Annotated in this window: 16 protein-coding genes and 1 pseudogene; 5 read left to right on the forward strand and 12 right to left on the reverse strand. The window is 67.7% G+C overall.

The window, feature by feature from the left end; all coding sequences use genetic code 11:
* The 4 genes and pseudogenes from ASG32_RS23670 to ASG32_RS32875 all read left to right on the forward strand — a co-directional run.
* Nucleotides 1–445: response regulator (locus tag ASG32_RS23670; protein ID WP_157862052.1), on the forward strand; the 445-nt coding region annotated here is incomplete at its 5' end.
* A 191-nt stretch (nucleotides 446–636) separates the two neighbouring features.
* Nucleotides 637–900, forward strand: coding sequence for a hypothetical protein (locus tag ASG32_RS23675; RefSeq protein ID WP_056531374.1), 264 nt, complete (start codon nucleotides 637–639; stop codon nucleotides 898–900).
* A gap of 196 nt (nucleotides 901–1,096) precedes the next feature.
* Nucleotides 1,097–1,327 (forward strand): hypothetical protein, encoded by a 231-nt coding sequence (locus ASG32_RS23680; RefSeq protein ID WP_056531398.1) that lies wholly within the window; start codon nucleotides 1,097–1,099, stop codon nucleotides 1,325–1,327.
* Nucleotides 1,328–1,539: 212 nt separating this feature from the next.
* Nucleotides 1,540–2,092: pseudogene (locus ASG32_RS32875) on the forward strand (transposase); the annotation flags it as partial.
* Nucleotides 2,093–2,174: 82 nt separating this feature from the next.
* Here the strand turns inward: ASG32_RS32875 and hydA are convergent.
* Nucleotides 2,175–3,563, reverse strand: coding sequence for a dihydropyrimidinase (gene hydA, locus ASG32_RS23685; RefSeq protein ID WP_056531376.1), 1,389 nt, complete (start codon nucleotides 3,561–3,563; stop codon nucleotides 2,175–2,177).
* Nucleotides 3,564–3,661: 98 nt separating this feature from the next.
* Here hydA and ASG32_RS23690 point away from each other — a divergent pair, with 98 nt between their 5' ends.
* Nucleotides 3,662–4,297 carry an aspartate/glutamate racemase family protein gene (locus ASG32_RS23690; RefSeq protein ID WP_056531400.1) on the forward strand — a complete coding sequence of 212 codons (636 nt, stop codon included), beginning with the start codon at nucleotides 3,662–3,664 and terminating at the stop codon, nucleotides 4,295–4,297.
* Between the two features lie 25 nt (nucleotides 4,298–4,322).
* Here ASG32_RS23690 and ASG32_RS23695 read toward each other — a convergent pair whose 3' ends face one another.
* From ASG32_RS23695 to ASG32_RS23745, 11 genes are all read right to left on the reverse strand, one after another.
* Complete coding sequence (locus ASG32_RS23695) at nucleotides 4,323–4,958, reverse strand: flavin reductase family protein (protein WP_056531379.1); 636 nt, start codon at nucleotides 4,956–4,958, stop codon at nucleotides 4,323–4,325.
* Nucleotides 4,959–4,962: 4 nt separating this feature from the next.
* Complete coding sequence (locus tag ASG32_RS23700; RefSeq protein ID WP_056531381.1) at nucleotides 4,963–5,889, reverse strand: N-carbamoyl-D-amino-acid hydrolase; 927 nt, start codon at nucleotides 5,887–5,889, stop codon at nucleotides 4,963–4,965.
* Nucleotides 5,890–5,954: 65 nt separating this feature from the next.
* Nucleotides 5,955–7,613, reverse strand: a complete 1,659-nt coding sequence (locus ASG32_RS23705; RefSeq protein ID WP_056531383.1) for an ABC transporter ATP-binding protein — start codon at nucleotides 7,611–7,613, stop codon at nucleotides 5,955–5,957.
* On the reverse strand, nucleotides 7,610–8,446 hold the full coding sequence (locus tag ASG32_RS35350) for an ABC transporter permease (protein WP_056531385.1): 837 nt from the start codon (nucleotides 8,444–8,446) through the stop codon (nucleotides 7,610–7,612). The genes ASG32_RS23705 and ASG32_RS35350 overlap by 4 nt, the downstream gene beginning before the upstream one ends.
* Before the next feature lie 32 nt (nucleotides 8,447–8,478).
* Nucleotides 8,479–9,513, reverse strand: a complete 1,035-nt coding sequence (locus tag ASG32_RS23715; RefSeq protein WP_056531402.1) for an ABC transporter permease — start codon at nucleotides 9,511–9,513, stop codon at nucleotides 8,479–8,481.
* 72 nt (nucleotides 9,514–9,585) lie between these two features.
* Nucleotides 9,586–11,199 carry an ABC transporter substrate-binding protein gene (locus ASG32_RS23720; protein WP_056531387.1) on the reverse strand — a complete coding sequence of 538 codons (1,614 nt, stop codon included), beginning with the start codon at nucleotides 11,197–11,199 and terminating at the stop codon, nucleotides 9,586–9,588.
* Nucleotides 11,196–12,719, reverse strand: coding sequence for an NAD(P)/FAD-dependent oxidoreductase (locus ASG32_RS23725; RefSeq protein ID WP_082558033.1), 1,524 nt, complete (start codon nucleotides 12,717–12,719; stop codon nucleotides 11,196–11,198). The genes ASG32_RS23720 and ASG32_RS23725 overlap by 4 nt, the downstream gene beginning before the upstream one ends.
* Nucleotides 12,716–13,477, reverse strand: a complete 762-nt coding sequence (locus ASG32_RS23730; RefSeq protein ID WP_056531390.1) for an SDR family oxidoreductase — start codon at nucleotides 13,475–13,477, stop codon at nucleotides 12,716–12,718. The genes ASG32_RS23725 and ASG32_RS23730 overlap by 4 nt, the downstream gene beginning before the upstream one ends.
* Nucleotides 13,474–14,460: an NAD(P)-dependent oxidoreductase gene (locus ASG32_RS23735; RefSeq protein WP_056531392.1), complete on the reverse strand. Its 987-nt coding sequence runs from the start codon at nucleotides 14,458–14,460 to the stop codon at nucleotides 13,474–13,476. The genes ASG32_RS23730 and ASG32_RS23735 overlap by 4 nt, the downstream gene beginning before the upstream one ends.
* A complete protein-coding gene (locus ASG32_RS23740; protein WP_056531394.1) occupies nucleotides 14,457–15,317 on the reverse strand; it encodes a hypothetical protein in 861 nt (286 codons plus the stop codon). The genes ASG32_RS23735 and ASG32_RS23740 overlap by 4 nt, the downstream gene beginning before the upstream one ends.
* A 325-nt stretch (nucleotides 15,318–15,642) precedes the next feature.
* Nucleotides 15,643–16,863: an MFS transporter gene (locus ASG32_RS23745; RefSeq protein ID WP_244492155.1), complete on the reverse strand. Its 1,221-nt coding sequence runs from the start codon at nucleotides 16,861–16,863 to the stop codon at nucleotides 15,643–15,645.
* Nucleotides 16,864–17,559: the final 696 nt, after the last annotated feature.

Here is a 17,559-nt window from a genome sequence, read left to right on the forward strand (position 1 = left end):
CTGCGCTCGCCCGACCGGCTCCGGCGGCCAAGCTACCCGTAGAGCAGAGGCCGACCCTGCACTAATTTTGAACTCGGACCACCTCGTGGGGGCAGGTCACCAAGCCATCGGCGCCGACGGAGCTGAGATGGCGCGCCGCATACTCGCCGAGCACCCTGATGTCACGGTATTGCTGACCGATGTCGTGATGCCGGGAGAGACCGGACGTGCGCTCGTCGACAGCATCCGGGACACGCATCCTGACCTGATCGTGTTGTACATGACGGGCTACACGCGCAACGCCATCGTCCACAACGGGATGCTGGATCCTGGCGTGCGCTTGCTCAGTAAGCCCTTCACGGTGTCCGATCTCGGTCGGGAGTTGCAGGCGGCCTTGGAGGAGAGGCGGCGCTCGCACGTCTCCTCCTCCGATATGCCATCCATCACGGGCACCATCTCGCCCTGACGAACGCGTCCCGGTCTTCGATGCCTTGCTTCTCGAGGCGGGGCAGCGCCTCGCGCAGATGACGACGGATGAGACAGGGCGCCTCAACGTTCACTAGGCGTCGCGGCAAGGCAAACCTTTGATGGTGACGCCACCCTGAGGGGTGCGTGCTGGTCGCTTCTCCTACGAGGTGATCGCTCTTGCGATGCCTCATGGTCAGCTCAGCGAGCGCCCTGGTGGAACACCGGGCTGATGAGACCTTCTATTGGCTTGAGCAGATCGCGGCCGCGTTGGGCATGCCTGTATCGGCATTCCTGAAGCCGGTGCACGAGCCGTCGGGCGTAGCCGCGGTGATAAAGGGGGAGGAGGAACTTCTGCGTCTGTTTCGGGAGATCCGTGACCCTGGTACTCGCGAGCGGCTTCTCGGCTTCGTGCAAGCGGCCGCCGACGGGTCAGGTGCGGGTGAGGGATCCTAGACAGCTTCCCTTGCGCCCTGTGTGGTAGCACACAAAACCCGACGAACGATCGGCAGAGTATGCCGTTGAGAGATCACAGCCGGCCAAGCACAGCTGCTGCGATCAAGACCGCCGCACCGACGATCTTCCTCACGCCGCGACCCGACTGACCGGATTGCTTCCTTGTGAAGTCAAACGAACACGTATGGAGATCGTCATGAAGCTGCATCTGCTCGCCGCGGCCGCGCTGGTTGCCGTTGCTACGCCCGCCTTGGCGCAGGGCATCGACAGCAAGCACAGCCCCTATCCGGCTTCGGCGTACTCGGGCTACGCCGGCAATGCCTCGGTGGTCCTGCCGGAGATCTCGGTGACCCACTACCGCTTGGCCCCAGCCTACCGGTACTCTGGCCAGCATGCGGGCGGCCCGGCTGACGCTCTGGCGCGATAGAATCTGGTGTAGTCGGGTTCGCTTTTGCGGCCCGGCCTATCATTGATGGCCGTCCCGTAGACCGATTTGAACCGTTTGCAGTAGGTCAGCTGGCTAAAAAACTGATCCTCTCCGCGACGTTTCTCTGGAGGAGATCATCGGGCACCTCCAAAAACGTCGCGGTTTAATGCGGTTTGTGGTGTGATCGCCCTGGCGGTTTGCGAGGTGCTGCGATGCGCGGTCAGCCCGGGTTCTTCGACGTCGACGAGCACCTGAAGGATCTTTCGGCCAAGGACGACGCGCTGGAGCGACTGAGCGCCATCGGCGATTTCGAGCTGTTCCGGCCTGATCTGGCCCGCGCGGTGCCCCGCTCAGACAGGTCGAAGGGTGGCGCCCGCCGTTCGATCTCGTGTTCATGTTCAAGGTGCTGTTCCTCTAGGCCAGCCACTCGCTCTCGGACGAGCGCGACTCAAGTTCCTGATCAAGCACAGGCTCTCGGTCATGCGCTTCCTCGGGCTCGAGCTATCCGACCCGTTGCCGGACGCCAACACGATCTGGACCTTTTGCGAAGCGCTCACCCGAGCCCAGATCGCGGGCCAGCCGGCCATCCAGGTGCTGTTTGGCGCCTACGAAACGGCTCTGCGGCAGGCCAGCTTCCTGGCGGTGGGCGGACAGATCGTCGACGCGACCATGGTCGCCGTACCCAAGCAGCGCAATACCGAAGCTGAGAAGGCGGATCTGAAGGCTGACCGCGTGCCCTATGCCTGGAAGGCTCAGCCGGCCAAGCGCATTTCTGCAACAGCGGGCCAACCCGGACGGCATTCCCGACGGAGGGAAGCGCAGGCGAGCTGCTCCGGAGTGAGCGTGCTCACAGGCGATTCAGCCAGCGGCCCGAGCCCGGCTGGGCCCGAGCGGCGCCATCCTGTGCGACGATCTCACCCCGGCGTAGCACCGTGGTGGGCCAGCCGGTGACCGTGCGACCAGTATAGGGCGTGAAACCCGTGCGGTCGGCCACGAGGTCGTCCGTCAGCGTCATGGCGCGGGCCGGATCCCAGACGGCGAGGTCGGCATCCTGGCCGATGGCGATCGAGCCCTTCGTCGTCAGACCGTAAAGCCGCGCCGGCGCCGTCGCGGTGATGTCCACGAACTTGCGCAGCCCGAGGCGCCCTCTCGACACCATGGCGTCGAACAGCAGCGGCATCCGGAACTGCAGGCCCGGCATGCCGTTTGCGATTTCCTTGAACGTTGGGACCGGCCCGGCCTTCAGCTTGCCCGTCTCGTCCATGCGATAGGGCGCGTGGTCGGACGAGACGACCTGGAGGTCGCCCAGGTCCAGGGCACGCCAGAGGGCCTCCTGGTCACGAGTCTCGCGCACCGGCGGCGAGCACATCCACTTGGCACCCTCGATCCCGGGCTTATCGAGATCGGCGGCGGTGAGGAACAGGTATTGCGGGCAGGTCTCGGCCATGACCTTCACCCCTTCGCCTCGTGCGCGGCGCAGGATGGCGGCGCCCTCGGCGGTCGAGACGTGGAAGATCATCACGGGCTGGTCGAGGAACTCGGAGAAGCGCACGAGGCGCTCGAATGCCTCGCTCTCCGACAACCGCGGATGGCTATCGGCGTGGTATTTCGGGGCGACCTTGCCCTCGGCGATGAGGCGCTTCCCCATCCAGGCGATCATGCCGTGGTTTTCGGCATGCGTGCAGACGAGCGCCCCGGCCTCACGGGCGGCGCTCATCAGGTCGAGCATCTGCTCGTCGTGCAGCCGCAGTCGGTCGTAGGTCATGAAGGCTTTGAGCGAGGTGTGGCCCGCCTTCACCAGGACGGGTATATCCTCCTTGAGGGTCTTGTCTGTGGGGTCGGCCACGATGAGGTGGAAGGCGTAGTCGATGACGGCGCCCTTCCGCGCGAGCGCCGCGTAATCCTCAACGACCTGCGCGAGATCCATGCCGACATGCTGGGCGGCGAAGGCGATCACCGAGGTCGTGCCACCGAGGGCCGCCGAGGTCGTGGCGCTCTCCCAGGTGTCGGCGTTCAGCATGCCGTTGGCAGAGACCTGCTCGATATGGGCGTGGGCGTCGACGCCTCCAGGCAGGACGAGCTTACCCGTCGCATCAATCTCGGAGCGGCCCCGCGGGAGTTCCGTGCCGAGGGCTGCGACCGTCCCGTTGCGCACGGCCACGTCGGCCTGGAAGACGTCGGACGCGGTTGCGACCGTGCCGCCGCGCAGCACGACGTCGTAGATCGGATCGCTCATGGGAGGGCTCTTGTTCGGAACTTGCTTCGGGGGCCCGGCGCGCCCGGCCGGGGCGTGATGAGAAAGCGGCAGTGATGACGGCACAGCAGCGGGTCGTGGTGATCAACCCCAATGCGAACGAGGCAGTCACCCGGGGACTGGAGCGAGCGCTCGCGCCGCTCTCCGCGCTCGGAGGACCACGGATCGTGTGCCGGACGCTTTCGGAAGGACCCTTCGGGATCGAGAGCCAGGCAGATGTCGAGAGCGTGACGCTCCCGCTCAGGCGCCTTGTGGAAAGCGACGACGAGGCCGCCGCCTTCGTCATCGCCTGCTACTCCGACCCGGGCCTTCACGTATGCCGCGAGGCGACCGCGCGTCCGGTCTTCGGCATCGCGGAAGCCGGGGTGCTGACGGCGCTCGCCCGGGCCGATCGCTTCGGCGTCATCGCCATCCGCACCCGCTCGATCCCGCGGCACATGCGCTACCTGCGCCAGATGGGTCTCACCGACCGCCTCGCCGGCGAGCGAGCATTGGAGATGTCGGTTGCCGAGACGGCCTCCGGCGAGGGCACGCTCGCCCGCATGCTCGCGGTCGGGCGCGCGTTGCGTGACGAGGACGGCGCCGGGGCCATCGTCCTGGGCTGCGCCGGCATGGCCGCGCATCGCCGGCCGCTCGAGGACGAACTGGGAATCCCCGTAATCGACCCGACGCAGGCCGCGGTCGCCATGGCCTACGGCGCCTTGGCCTTCCATTAGGCTGACCTCCTTGCCCGAGGCGGCCTCAGGCATCGCGCGCGCTGAGCCAATCCGCGTAGCTCGGCCGCACCAGGGCGAAGCGGTCGCCTTGCCGGGCGTAGCTGTCCCCGAACAGGCGGCCGACCGGACGGTAGGCCTCCGTGTCGATCCGCAGGCGCTCGCTATCGAGAAGGCCCGGCCGGGCATGGAGGTGCAGGACCTCGCCGACGAGCAGTTCACGCTGCGGGCCGAAGGCGAGCGAGACCTCGCGCCTGCATTCGAGGGCGAAGGGCGCTTGCGCGATGTGCGGCACGGGGATCTCGATGCCGGCTTTCAGGGAGAGGCCGGCCACCTCGACCTCGCTCACGTCGGGTGGGAAATCGACGGCGCAGACGTTCATCCCCTCGGCGAGCGCCTCGTCGACGAGGTTGACGACGAACTGGCCGGTGCGGGCGATGTTGCGCGTCGTGTCCTTGGGGCTGTGATCGGGTTTGTGCTGGAGGCCGAGCACGATCAAGGCCGGGTCCTCGGAGAACACGTTGAAGAAGGAGTACGGCGCCGCGTTGACGGTGCCGTCCGGTCCCAGCGTCGTCACCAGGGCGATGGGGCGCGGCACGATCGTCGCGCACAGGAGCTTGTAGCGGTCGTACGGTGCGAGATCGGCGAAGCTGACGCTGTCCATGGGCTCAGTCCGGTAAGACGACGCCCGTCTGGGCGGTGATGCGGCCGTAATGCTCGGTGCGGCGGTGGCGGGCGAAGTCGAAGATCGTCTCCTTGCCGAAGCGCGTCTCGTCGAGATCGCAGGAATGGACGATGATCCCATCCGCCTCGCCCGCGAGTTCGGCGACGATGAACCCGTCGGGATCGACGATCAGCGTGCCGCCGGTGAGATGATGGCCGTCCTCATCCCCCGCCTTGGCGACGGCCACCACCCAGGTGGCGTTCTGGTAGGCGCCGGCTTGGCAGGAGAGGCGATGATGAAACAGCCGCTGCTCCAGGCCCTCGCCGCCGCGCTGCGAATTCACGGCGGGGGTGTTGAAACCGAGCGTCACCATCTCGACGCCCTGCAGGCCCATGACGCGATAAGTCTCCGGCCAGCGCCGGTCGTTGCAGATGCACATGCCGAGAATGCCGCCCAAAGCCCGCCAGACCGGGAAGCCGAGATCGCCCGGCTCGAAGTAGCGCTTCTCGAGGTGCTGATGCGTGCGCTCCGGGTCGTACTCGACGTGTCCCGGCAGATGGATCTTGCGGTACTTGCCGACGATTCCGCCGGACTTGTCGACGAGGATCGAGGTGTTGAAGTGTCGACCCTCGGGGGTGAGCTCGGCATAGCCAAATGACATGGCCATGCCGTGCGTCCTGGCGCGGTCGAAGAGCGGTGCTGTCGCCGCGCTTGGCACGGACGCCTCGAACCAGGCATCCGCTTCACGGCGGTCCTCATGGTACCAGCGCGGGAAAAAGGTGGTGAGGGCCAGTTCCGGGAAGACGATGAAATCCGCGCCCTCGACCTTGGCCTTGTCCAGCAGGGCGATCATGCGCGTGATGACGCTCGCGCGATCTTCGCTCTTCTGGATGGGGCCGAGTTGGGCGGCGGCCGTGCGGATCACGCGCATGAAGGGTCCTTTGATCAGGTGTCGGGCCGCCGCCTCACGCCCCGGGGCGACTTGTGAAGACAGCATCAGGCGGTCGCGGCCAGCGGCGCCCCCGGATCGAAATGCGGGATCGCAGCGAGGAGCTCGCGGGCATAGGGGGATTGCGGGCGGGCGAAGAGCGTGTCGCTCGCGCCTTCCTCGACCACCCGGCCGTTCTGCAGCACGATCGTGCGGTCGCACATCATGCGCACCACGTTCAGGTCGTGGCTCACGAACAAGAGGGCGAGGTCGTCCTCCCGGCGCAGCCGGTCGAGGAGGTGCAGGATCATGGCCTGGACCGACACGTCGAGCGCGGCCGTCGGCTCGTCCAGGATGAGAAAGCGCGGTCGGACGGCGATCGCTCGCGCGATGCCGATGCGGGCCTTCTGGCCCCCCGAGAGCTGGTGCGGGAAGCGATCGATGAGATCGGGTCCGAGGCCCGCGCGCTCTGCGCTCTCCATCACGCGCGCACGCAGGGCCGCACCGCGCAGCCCGGTCAATCGTCTCAGGGGCTGCGCGATGCTGTCGAAGGCGGAGAAGCGTGGATTGAGGCTGTCGTTCGGATCCTGGAAGACGATCTGGATGGCGCGCCGAAGCTCCGAGCGGTGGAAGTCGCGGGCCGGGACTGTGCCGATCGACTGGCCGTCGAACAGGATCGTGCCCGCGCTCGGGTCGATGAGGCGGCAGACCAAGCGCGAGGTTGTGCTCTTGCCCGATCCAGATTCGCCGACGAGGCCGAGGCTCTCACCCGGCCGGATCGCGAGGGACACGCCATCGACCGCAGCCGCGCTGCCGTAGCGTTTGACGAGGTCCCGCACCTCGAGGAGGAGCGGCGTGCCGCGGGGTGGCACGGTACGGGGAGTGGCGGGAATGCCGGAGCCCGCCGGCCGCGCCTCGCCCACGAGATCGGCGAGCGTCGAGTTCGGCGTCGGCGAGGCCGCGACCAGCCGCTTCGTATAGGGGTGCTGCGGGTCCGCGAAGAGCTGCCCCGGTGCGGCCTCCTCTACGAGGCGGCCGCGTTCCATCACCGCGACGCGCCCGCAATACTGTGCGGCGAGGCCGAGGTCGTGCGTGATCAGGATCATCGCCATGCCCCGCTCGGCGGCGATGCGGGCGAGAAGGTCCATCACGGTCTTCTGCGTCGTGACGTCGAGGCCGGTCGTCGGCTCGTCGGCGATAAGGAGCGCCGGTTCGCAGGCGATCGCGAGGGCGATCATGACCCGTTGGCACATGCCGCCGGAGAGTTCGTGCGGGTAGGCATCGAGCCGCCGCTCGGGGTCCCGGATCAGCACGGCGTTGAGAAGGTCGAGCGCCCGGGCTCGGGCGGCGGCGGCCGAGAGGTCGCGGTGCGCCCGCAGGGCATCGGCGAGTTGCAGCCCGACCGTCCGGATCGGGTTCAGCGCCGCGCGCGGGTTCTGGAAGATCATCGAGATCGCGGCGCCGTGCAGCGCCTGCATCTCCTTCGCCGATAGACGGGACACGTCCTGACCCTTGAACAGGATGCGCCCGCCCGCGATACGCCCGGCCCGGTCGAGGAGCCGCGTCGTCGCGAACGCCGTGACCGACTTGCCCGATCCGCTCTCGCCCACGATGCCCAGCGTCTGCCCGGCCCCGAGGGTCAGGTCGATCCCACGAAGCGCCTCGACCGGCCCGGCACGGGTGGCGAACGTGACGCTGAGGTTCTCGATGCGCAGGAGGGGGCTCACGTGCGCTGCCTCGGATCGAGGATGTCGCGCAGCCCGTCGCCCATCAGGTTGAAGCACAGCACGGACAGCATCAGGGCGAGGCCCGGGAAGGCCACGAGCCACCACTTGCCCGTCGTGATGAAGCGCGCGCCCTCCGCGACGAGGATGCCCCATTCCGGGGTCGGGGGCCGGACGCCAAGCCCGATGAAGGACAGGCCAGCGGCGTTGAGGACGGCCCAGCCGAGGTTCAACGAGATCTGCACCGCCATCGCCGGCAGGATGTTCGGCAGCAGGTAGCGCAGCACCACGGAGGCGTGGCTCTCGCCTCCGGCACGCGCGGCCTCCACCCAGCCGAGGTCGCGCCGGACGTTCACCTCTGCCCGGGCGAAGCGGATGTAGAATGGAAGGTTGATGAGGGCAGTCGCGATGACGATGTTCTCGACCCGATTGCCCAGCGCGGCCACCATCGCCATTGCCAGCACGAACAGCGGGAAGGCCATCAGCACGTCGACGAGGCGCCCGACCGCCCGGTCGAGCTTGCCCCCGGCGTAGCCACAGAAGCTCCCGATTACGGCCCCGACCACGAACGAGAGGCCGACGGCCGAGAGCGCGATGGCGAGGTCGAGGCGCGTCGCGGCGATGATGCGCGAGAGGAGATCGCGCCCAAGCTGGTCCGTGCCGGCCCAGTGCGCCGCGCTCGGCGGCCGCAGGGCGCTCGGGACATCCGAGGCGATCGGGTCGTAGGGAGTGAGCCAGGGACTGAAGACGGCGACGAGGCACAGGGCCAGGGCTCCGGTCGAGGCCAGCGCGGTGACCGGGTTGCGACGCAGCACCCAGCCGAGATGGCCGAGCATGGCGCGGGACGGAGCCGTGGCAGCGAGAGCGCTCAAGAGATCGACACCCGCGGATCGGCCAAGCCGTAAAGAAGATCGACGACGAGGTTCACGGCGACGAAGATCGCGGCCATCAGGAGTACGAAACCCTGCACCGGAGCGTAATCCGAGGAAAGCAGCGCATCGAGGGCGTAGGAGGCGACGCCGGGCCAGGAGAACACCTTCTCGACCAGAACGTTGGCGCCCAGCATCGTCGAGAAGACGATGCCCGCGATGGTCAGCACCGGCAGGATCGCGTTGCGCAGGGCATAGGTGACGACGATGCGTGTCCGCGAAAGGCCGAGGGAGCGCGCGGTGCGGATGAAATCGCTACCGAGCACGGCGAGCATCGAGGCGCGGGTGATGCGCGCGAGCGGGGCTATGACGAAGAGGGCCATCGTGATCGCGGGCAGGACCAGTTGCGCGGCGGCGGCGCGCCAGCCCTCCCCGTCGCCCGTGAGCACGAAATCGATGAGCAGGAAGCCGGTGATGCCGGGCGGCGAGGCGGCGAACAGGTCGAGACGCCCCGTCGGATCGGGTGCGTAGCCGAGGAGATAGTAGAACACGTAGATCAGCAGCAGCCCCGAGACGAAGGTCGGCACGCAGACCCCGAGCGAGCACAGCAGGCGCACGCCGTGGTCGAGCGCGGATCCCGGTCTGAGCGCTGCTAGGATGCCGAGCGGGACCGACAGCGTGAGCGCGATGAGCAGCGCCGCGAAGGTCAATTCTAGGGAGGCTGGCAGGCGCTCGCGCAGATCCTTCACGACCGGCTGGCCCGTGGTCATAGAGCGTCCGAGCTGGCCGGTCCCGACATCCTCGAGATAGCGCAGGAGCTGCTCGGGGATCGGGCGATCGAGTCCCATCTGCTTGCGCACGGCCTCGATCTCCGCCTGTCCGGCATTGGGCCCGGACGCGAAGAACACGGCCGGATCCCCGGGCAGCACCCGCATCAGGAGAAAGGTGAAGACCAGCACGCCTAGGAGGGCCGGTGCGGACGACAGAAGCCTGCGCGCTGCCCGCCCCGTGGTCGCGCCGAGGGAGGTGCGCATCATCGCGGCTGCCCCGACACGATGCGGGAATCGCGATCGAGGGAGAATCGCCGGTCCGCCATGGCCACCCTCCTAATCCCGGCTCAGATCGCGGTAATCGACCTGGCGGTGGAACTGATAGACGTAGCCCTTGATCGAGGGCTGCATCACCGCATCCTGGTTCGGCTGCCAGATCGGGATCTGCGGCATCTCGGCGAAGTGGATCGCGTTCAGTTCGCGGGCATCCGCTTCGTACTTGGCCTTGTCCTGCTCGAAGCGCGCCGTGTTGGCGATGCGTTCGATGTCGGGGCTCATGATCGAGGAATAGTTCCAGCGCTGGTTGCCGGTGTAGAAATTACGATAGAAGTAGTCGTTCGATGGCAGCCACGCGACTATGCCGTCGGTGAAGAACGGCACCTTCTTGTCGCTGATCAGCGTCGACATCTGCGCGTCGGGCAGCTTCCGGATCTCGACCTTGATGCCGATCTTGGCGAGCGACTCGCGTATGAGCGCCGACATCGGCTCGGCGGTCGCGGCTTGGCCGACGCTGAAGCTGAACGTGGTCTCGAAGCCGTTCGGAAGGCCCGCCGCCGCGAGGTGCTTCTTGGCGTCGGCGAGATCGAGGTGGATCGGCTGCGGGATCGGGAAGCCTGCGCTCGGCGGCCGGCCGTCGGGCCAACTCCCGTCGAACAGGGGCGTGCCGCGTCCAAACAAGGCGGCCTTGAACATGTCGTCGTAGGGGAGCGCGGAGGCGATGGCCCTGCGCACCTCGACGTTGTCGAAGGGCGGCATCGTGTTGTTGAAGGAGATCAGCGTCACGGCGTTGAACTGTGGCGTCGACACCACCTTGAGCTTGCCACGACTCTGAAGCGCGGCCGCATCGTTCGCCTGCAAGTCGATGACGATGTCGGCGTCGCCGCGCTCGACGAGATTCGCGCGCGTGGCGGCATCCGGGATCGACTGTACGATCAGCCGCTTGAAGGCGGCGGGCTTGTCCGAGGCGCCACCGGTCCAGGCTTCGTTGCGGCGTAGGGACACTTGCTCACCGGGCCGGAAGGTCTCGACCTTGTAGGCACCGCTGCCGGCCGTGTTCGCCTTCAGCCATTCCTGCGCCCAGGGGTCCTGGTCCGTCGCGTGGCTCTTGGCGACCTTCGCGTTGAAGATCACGGGGTAGACGGTCGCAAGATTCGGGAGTGCCAACCGATCGGGCTTCGGCAGCGTCACCTCGAAGGTCAAGGGATCGATGACCTTGAACTGGTCGGGACTCGTCAGCGAGCCTGTGAGGAGTTGCGGCGCGGCGAGCGACTTCGCCGAGACCGCGCGGTCCAGCGACCACTTCACGTCGTCGGCGGTGACGGGCGTGCCGTCCTGGAACTTGGCGTCCGGACGCAGGTGGAAGGTGATCGTGAGGCCGTCGGGCGAGACGTCGTAGCTCTTCGCGAGCTCACCGCGCACGGTATCGAGATCGAAGACCCAACTGTCACCCAGCTTCTTCCTGCCGAAGGCGACCAGGCGGTCGTAGGTGGCGAGACTGACGGCGAAGGCCTCACGGGTGGTGCCCGGCATGGTCGGGTCGAGGGTGTTGACGCTGGCGCCGGTCACGTAGCGCAGGGTCTCGGCGCGGCTCTGGGCAAAGGCCGTGGCGGGCGGAGCGATCGTGAGCGTCAGGGCGCCCGCGACGACCAAGTGGTGGGCGCGCGCTCTCATGGTTCCTGGCTCCGATCGATCCGGTCGGTGAAGCGGGCCTGTCCGGCCCGGACGGTCGTGTCGCCGCCGAGCGTGGCAAGTGCCGTTCCAGTTCCGGATGGCGTGCGCAGGATGGCCTGCGGGACGTCGTAGGCTTGGAAGGCGGCCCAGTGCCCCTCGATGTCCGCCCGGAAGAACCCGCGCGTGATCCCGGCCACGAGTTTAGGGACCGCCGTCGTCATCGCATTGATCGAGGCGCCGGAGGGCCCGAAGCTCATCGTCGAGGCGATCCCGAAGAGATGGATGTTGCGGATCCAGGGCGTCGCGCCGGCGATCCGCTCGGTGAGGGCGTAGTCGTCCGCGAGGTAGGGGAACGAGGCGGCGTGCGCGTTCGCCTCCCCCTCCGGCGGTGTGTAGCGATCGGACCAAGTGGCGATGTTGTGGGCTAGGTGCCGTAATTCCGGGCGCGCCGAGAAATCCATGGCGATGCCCGTCGCCGCGATGACAAAATCCACGGTGAGGCTTCCGTTCGGCGTGTGGAGGGCGACCCGGTCGCCCGTCTGCCGGGCTGCCAGCACCGGGGCGCCCTCGTGCAGGCGGAAGCCGGCATGGCCGGCGCAGCGGTCGTAGGTCGCTTGTGGGAAGCCCTCGCGCATCCCGAGGATCGTCGCCATGAATCGCCAGCGCCACGCATCGTCGAGTTCGGAGAGGTGGCGCAGGAAGCCCGTGAAGGTGAGCCAGCGGTATGGCTGAACGGTCTGCGGTACCGCCCGGCGGCAGAGGAGATGCACCGTCGCCCCGGCTTCGAGCGCGGTCGCCGCGTTGTCGAAGGCCGATGCGCCGGCGCCCACGACCGCGACTGTCCGGCCCGCGAGGGACGTGAAATCGATCGGATCGGCCGTGGTAGCCTTCAGATGCGCGGGGAGGTCGTCGAGGGCAGGAATGCTGGCCCAGCGCCCCATCCCCTCCTGCCCCGTCGCCAGCACGACCTTGCGCGCATACCGCGTCTCGGAGGAACCCTGCGAGATTGTCTTGACGGCGAGCAGCCCCCCGTCGGCCGGCCCGATGGCCGTGACCTCGACGTCGTTGCACACGGGGAGCGCGGTCACCTCCCGAAACCAGACGAGGTATTCGGCCCAAAGCGCCTTCGGGATCAGACCGAGCGCCTGCCAGCTCGTCCGCCCGAATCGGGCCTCGTGCCAGGATTGATAGGTCAGGCTCGGGACACCGAGATCGGGGCCGGTGAACTCCTTCGGGCTGCGGAGCGTGTGCATGCGCGCGTAGGTCGTCCACGGTCCCTCGCTGCCCGCTCGGGCGCGATCGAGCACGAGGATGTTGGTCACGCCCGACCGCATCAGGCCGAAGGCGGTCGCCAACCCGGACTGCCCGGCACCGACGACCAGCACGTCGTAAGCATGGCGTCCATCCGGGCCGGTGCGCGGTGTCAGCCAGGGCGCGGGGGGATGGGCGGTGCGCGCGAGGTCGTCGCCGACCATGGTGGAGAGCGCGTTGAGACCGATGCCGTCACGGGACGGACTCATGCGGCGAGCCACCCGCCATCGACCGCGAGCGTCGTCCCGGTGATGAAGCCTGCGGCATTGACAGAGAGGAACAGAACAGCCTCGGCGACCTCCTCGGGCCGGCCGAACCGATCCAGGGCGTGCCGGGCCCGCGAGCGCTCCTCGGCCAGGGCCGGATCAGGTTGACGGGCGAAACCGCGCCGCAGCATCGGCGTCTCGACCGCGCCGGGCACGATCGCATTCACCCGGATGCCGTCTCCAGCGTAATCGAGCGCCATCGTGCGTGCCAGGCTCAGAATGGCCCCCTTCGCAGCGATGTACGCGCTGTTGCCACGTCCACCTGCGAGGGCAAGCTGGGAGGCGAACGCGACGATCGCGCCCCCGCCCTGGCGCTGCATCGCGGGGATCACGGCCCGGCTCCAAAGCCAAGTCCCACCCACGTTGGCGCGGAACACCGCGTCCCAGTCGGCCGGATCAGTGGTGGTGACGGTGCCGCCGCACGAGTAACCGGCCGCCGTCACCAGGATGTCGATGCGCCCGAAGCGGTCCAGCACGGCCGCGGCATCCCGCAGGGCGGCATCCCCGTCGCCGACATCGGCGATCCGCACCATCGCCTCGCCGGATTCGGCCTCGATCGCGGCGAGACTCGTCGCAGCGGCCCGCTCGTCGCGATCGACGATGGCGATCCGGGCGCCCTCGCGGGCGAAGAGCCGCGCGGTGGCGGCACCGATGCCGGACCCGCCGCCCGTGATCACCGCGACCTTGCCCGCAAGCCTCATGGACCGTCCAACTTGCTTCCGTACTGCCGCCACCAGGCCACGAAATGGTCCGCCGAATCCTGCATCCCGAACCTCGCCGCCCAGCCGAGCTCGTTCCGCATCCGGTCCGTCGAGAGCGGAGCGCGGTCGACCGGCGCGTGCAGGCGGATCGTCGGCGTTTCACCGGGCTCGACGACGCGGCACACGAAGTCCGGATCGAGCGCGCCGAGGCGTCGGCCCCAGTCCAGGGCGGCCCAGCGGTCCGGCGCCGAGACGTTGAACAGGCGGGAGGTCAGGCGCGGGGCCGCGATTAGATGGACCACCGCCTCGGCGACATCGGGGGCATAGATCCAGTCGCGCCAGCCAGCGCGCGCGAGAAGGGCCGGGCGGCCGGTGCACAGGAGGCTCGCCATCTGCCGGTGCGGACTCAGGGTGTCGCGCGCCTGGGTGGCCAGCTCCCAGGGGCCGAACACGGAACTCAGCCGGACGTTGACGTGGTCGATTTCCCAGAGGCCGGCGAGCCGCGTGCCGACCCGCTCGGTGGCGTATTTCGAGATGGCGTAGAGACCGACCGGATCGACGCTCGTCTCCTCCGTCAGCACGGGCTCGCGCTCACCCATGCCGCCGTAGACGACGCCGGAGCTGAGATTGAGGATCCGGCCCGTGCCGACATCCCTGGCGCGCTCCAGGATGGGAACCTGCGCCATCAGGTTGACGGAGAGGATCGTCTCCGGGTCGACGGCATCGCGGGTGGCATCCGCCGTGATGGCGCTTCCCAGGATGATCGCGTCGAGTCCCGGCCGGATCGTCTCGGTCACGGCGGCCCGGTCCGTGACGTCGCCCGTGATCGTCTCGAGCCGGCCGGGCAGCGCCGCGAAGGCCCGTACTGCGGAGGAGGGCAGAGGCGAACGGTCGAAGGCGATCGTCTCGTGGCCTCGGCTTAGGAGGGCCTCGATGATGTTGAGGCCGACGAAGCCGGCCCCCCCGAAGACGAGAACCCTCATGCCTGTGCCCCTTCCGGGATCGGGACGAGGCGTGTCACCCGGCTCGGATTGCCTTCGGCCAGGTACAGCCGGCCGGCTCCATCGCCCCAGACGCCGTGCGCGCCGTTGAGCACGGGGCGGCAGCGGCCGATCATGGCGCCGTGGGGCGCGAGCAGCGTCAGGGTCGGGACGGCATCGACTACGTAGAGGCGGTCCTCCGCGTCGCCCCAGAGGTCGGCAGGCCGGACGAAGCCCGTCAATATCGAGAGCAGGGTGCCGTCGGGATCGAAGACCTGCAGGCGCCCGTTCTCGCGATCGGCGACCACGACTCGGCCATCGCGCATCACCCAGATCGCGTGCGGGTTGACGAACGCGCCCGGCCCCGTCCCCCACCCACCCCAGCGTGTGATGGGCGTCCCGTCGGGGGCGAAGCGATGGACCGAGGCCCCTGCATAGCCGTCCGAGACGTAGACCGTGCCGTCGGGGGCAACCGCGACGTCGGTGGGATGGTTGAAGGGCGCGAGCGGCCGATTGCGCTCTCCAAGCCGAGACCGCACCTCGCCATCGAGCGTCGTGACGATCACTTGGTGGGCATCGCGATCGACGATGTAGAGACGCTCGCCGTACGCCGCGAGGAGATGCGCGTCGGCGATCACGGCGGCGCCCCACGCGGCGAGGGGCGTCCCCGTTTCGTCGTCCAGTGTCAGAACCCGAGGACCGCCCGTGTCGTTTAGCGGATCCTCGCGCAGGAGGACGTGTACGCCGCGTCGGCTGTGAGCGACCCCCGTGACGCGCCCGGCGCATTCCTGCCAGTGGCCGAACGGACGCTCGACGCGATAGCGTTGTGAACCGAGTGCTACGACCAGGGGGTACAGCAAGAACGAGGTCCGAACGCTTCGCCTCCTACGCGGCGGCAGGTCCGTTCATGCAACCCGTATTCCACATGAGCAGGAGGCTCTCGAGCGGGCCGAGGTCAACGTTCCAAGCTGAAGATAGACAGGCTAGAGCCTCTGGTTCCAGCTCTGGGCCTAGTTATGGGGAGTCATGGGTCACCAAGCCCAGACCTTTGATCCGGCCACACAAGAAACGCTGTGGTGGCCGCTATGATCCCGCGCCTCGCACCAAGATGAAACTGGCGGACGGCCGATGGATGACTGCTTATGGGAGGAGGCAGCGGCTTGATCCTCCCTCGGTTTCACGAAATCAGGGGAGGATCACATCGCGCCTACGCGGCTCCAAAGGACAGGCTGCGATCGCCAGCGCGATGCCGACGAGTGCCACCGCACCGAACACAGACAGCATTGCCATGCCGACGTGCTGAGGACCAACAACGCGATCGTTCACCACGCCGATGAGTACAGGACCAGCACCGAATGCGACCAGTGTGACGCCGGCGACGAATATGGCACTCGTCCGGCCGCGGAACCTCCTCGGCGTAACGAACTGTAGGCCGGCAAGAGCGGCAGGGCTGGAGAAACCCAGAGCCGCGATTAGTGCGCCGAACGCGATGAGCGATACGGCTGTGCTGTTGGCGAGGACCATCCCCGCCGTGCAGATCGGCGTAAGCGCTAGGCCGAAAGCGAGGGCGCGCGAAGCGGCAGTCCGGGGCATCCGCGTTCGGGCCCAATCGAGCCAGTGACCGCCCGCCAGATGGCCGAGCGGCGCGGAAATCAGCACCACCAGACCCAGGTGTAGGCCGCTCTCAGCCGGCGTCAGCCCGTGGACCCGCACGTAGAAGGTCGGCGCCCAGGCTGTAAGCGCCTGGTTGATTAGCATGGTCGCGGCCGCGGCGCCGAAATGCGGAAGGTAGGTGGCACGGTGGCGCCACATCCAGGCGTAGGCCGGGCGGCCATCGCGTACCGGCGCAGCCGGCGGCTCGACGACTCGCCATAGGCCGGCCAGCAGCGCGAAGTTTGGGATGCACGCTAACACGAAGAGTGCCTGCCAAGGGCGTATCGCACCGAAGCCGAGGACCTCGAGGGGCGAGGATGCCGAGAGCCATGCCAGCACCGCGCCGCCCGCCAGAAGCGCCACCGTGCGCCCGAGGCTGATCCCTGCGGTCATCAGCGATACAGCACGCCCGAGCTTCTCCCGGGGCAAGTGATGGACCAAAAGCGACAACGCGGCTGGGGCGACGGCCGCCTGACCCAAACCCAGAAGAGCTCTCGCGGCCACCATAACAGCGAACGATCCCGCAAAACCGCACAGCAGCGTCGCGGCGCTCCAGGCGAGCACGCTGGCCATCAGCAGCGCCCGCCGGTGCCCCCGGTCGGCGATGCCGCCCGCCCAAGGCATCGCTGCGGCGTTCAGGAACGCGAAGGCCGATCCCTGCAGGATGCCGAGCTGGGCGTCCGAGAGGTCGAGATCGACCTTCAGCGGCTGCGCGACCAAGGTGATGAGGAAGCGATCGCTGAAGGCTAGCATCTGCGTTGTCGCGAGCAGCAGCGCCAGCGGAAGGCCGGATATCCCCGAGCTGCCTCGATCGCTAGTCCTCATTAGTAGAGCTCGCTGTTGATCTAATGTGCAGCGGCGTAAGCCTGCTCAAGGCCAGATTGGTCCAGCCGGTCTTGATGGATAGCCGATCGGTACGGCCTGAGCGGCCATTTAAAGGATGCACCGAAGGCACGGTTAAATCGACCCTCGTCGGCAAGCCAGAGGTTGTAGGCCAGAGCCGCGGTAGACCGGTCCTTGCAGGGCAGGGCTATACGCAGCCGCTGGAAGCGCCGGCGCTGAATGTGGCGCGCGATGTCGCCTTCGTCCGAACTCGCACTGCTCGGTCCTGTATCGCCGCGGCAGCTTGCCCAGGTAGCGTCAGTGGCCGAATTCGTTCTTGGTCGCGTTCTCAATGGCGTAGGCTGAAGCTCGGATGTGGAGCAGCTCAGCCTTCGTCAAATAGTCGCTGCCGCAGATCATGGCCTCGATTTAGTCCGCCGGCTTACGGCAATTCAATGCCGAGAATTCAATGCCATATAAGTTCCCGAGGTTTCTGAGCGACTTCTCGATCTTGCTCTGTGGCACCCGTGATCCTCCCTCGGCATCGCGGACACCTCTGATACGCTCATGCTGAGCGGGGAAGGTGTCGGATGGCGAAGACGAGACGAGAGTTCACGCTCGAGTTCA

This window comes from Methylobacterium sp. Leaf361 (assembly GCF_001424445.1).
Lineage (GTDB): Bacteria > Pseudomonadota > Alphaproteobacteria > Rhizobiales > Beijerinckiaceae > Methylobacterium.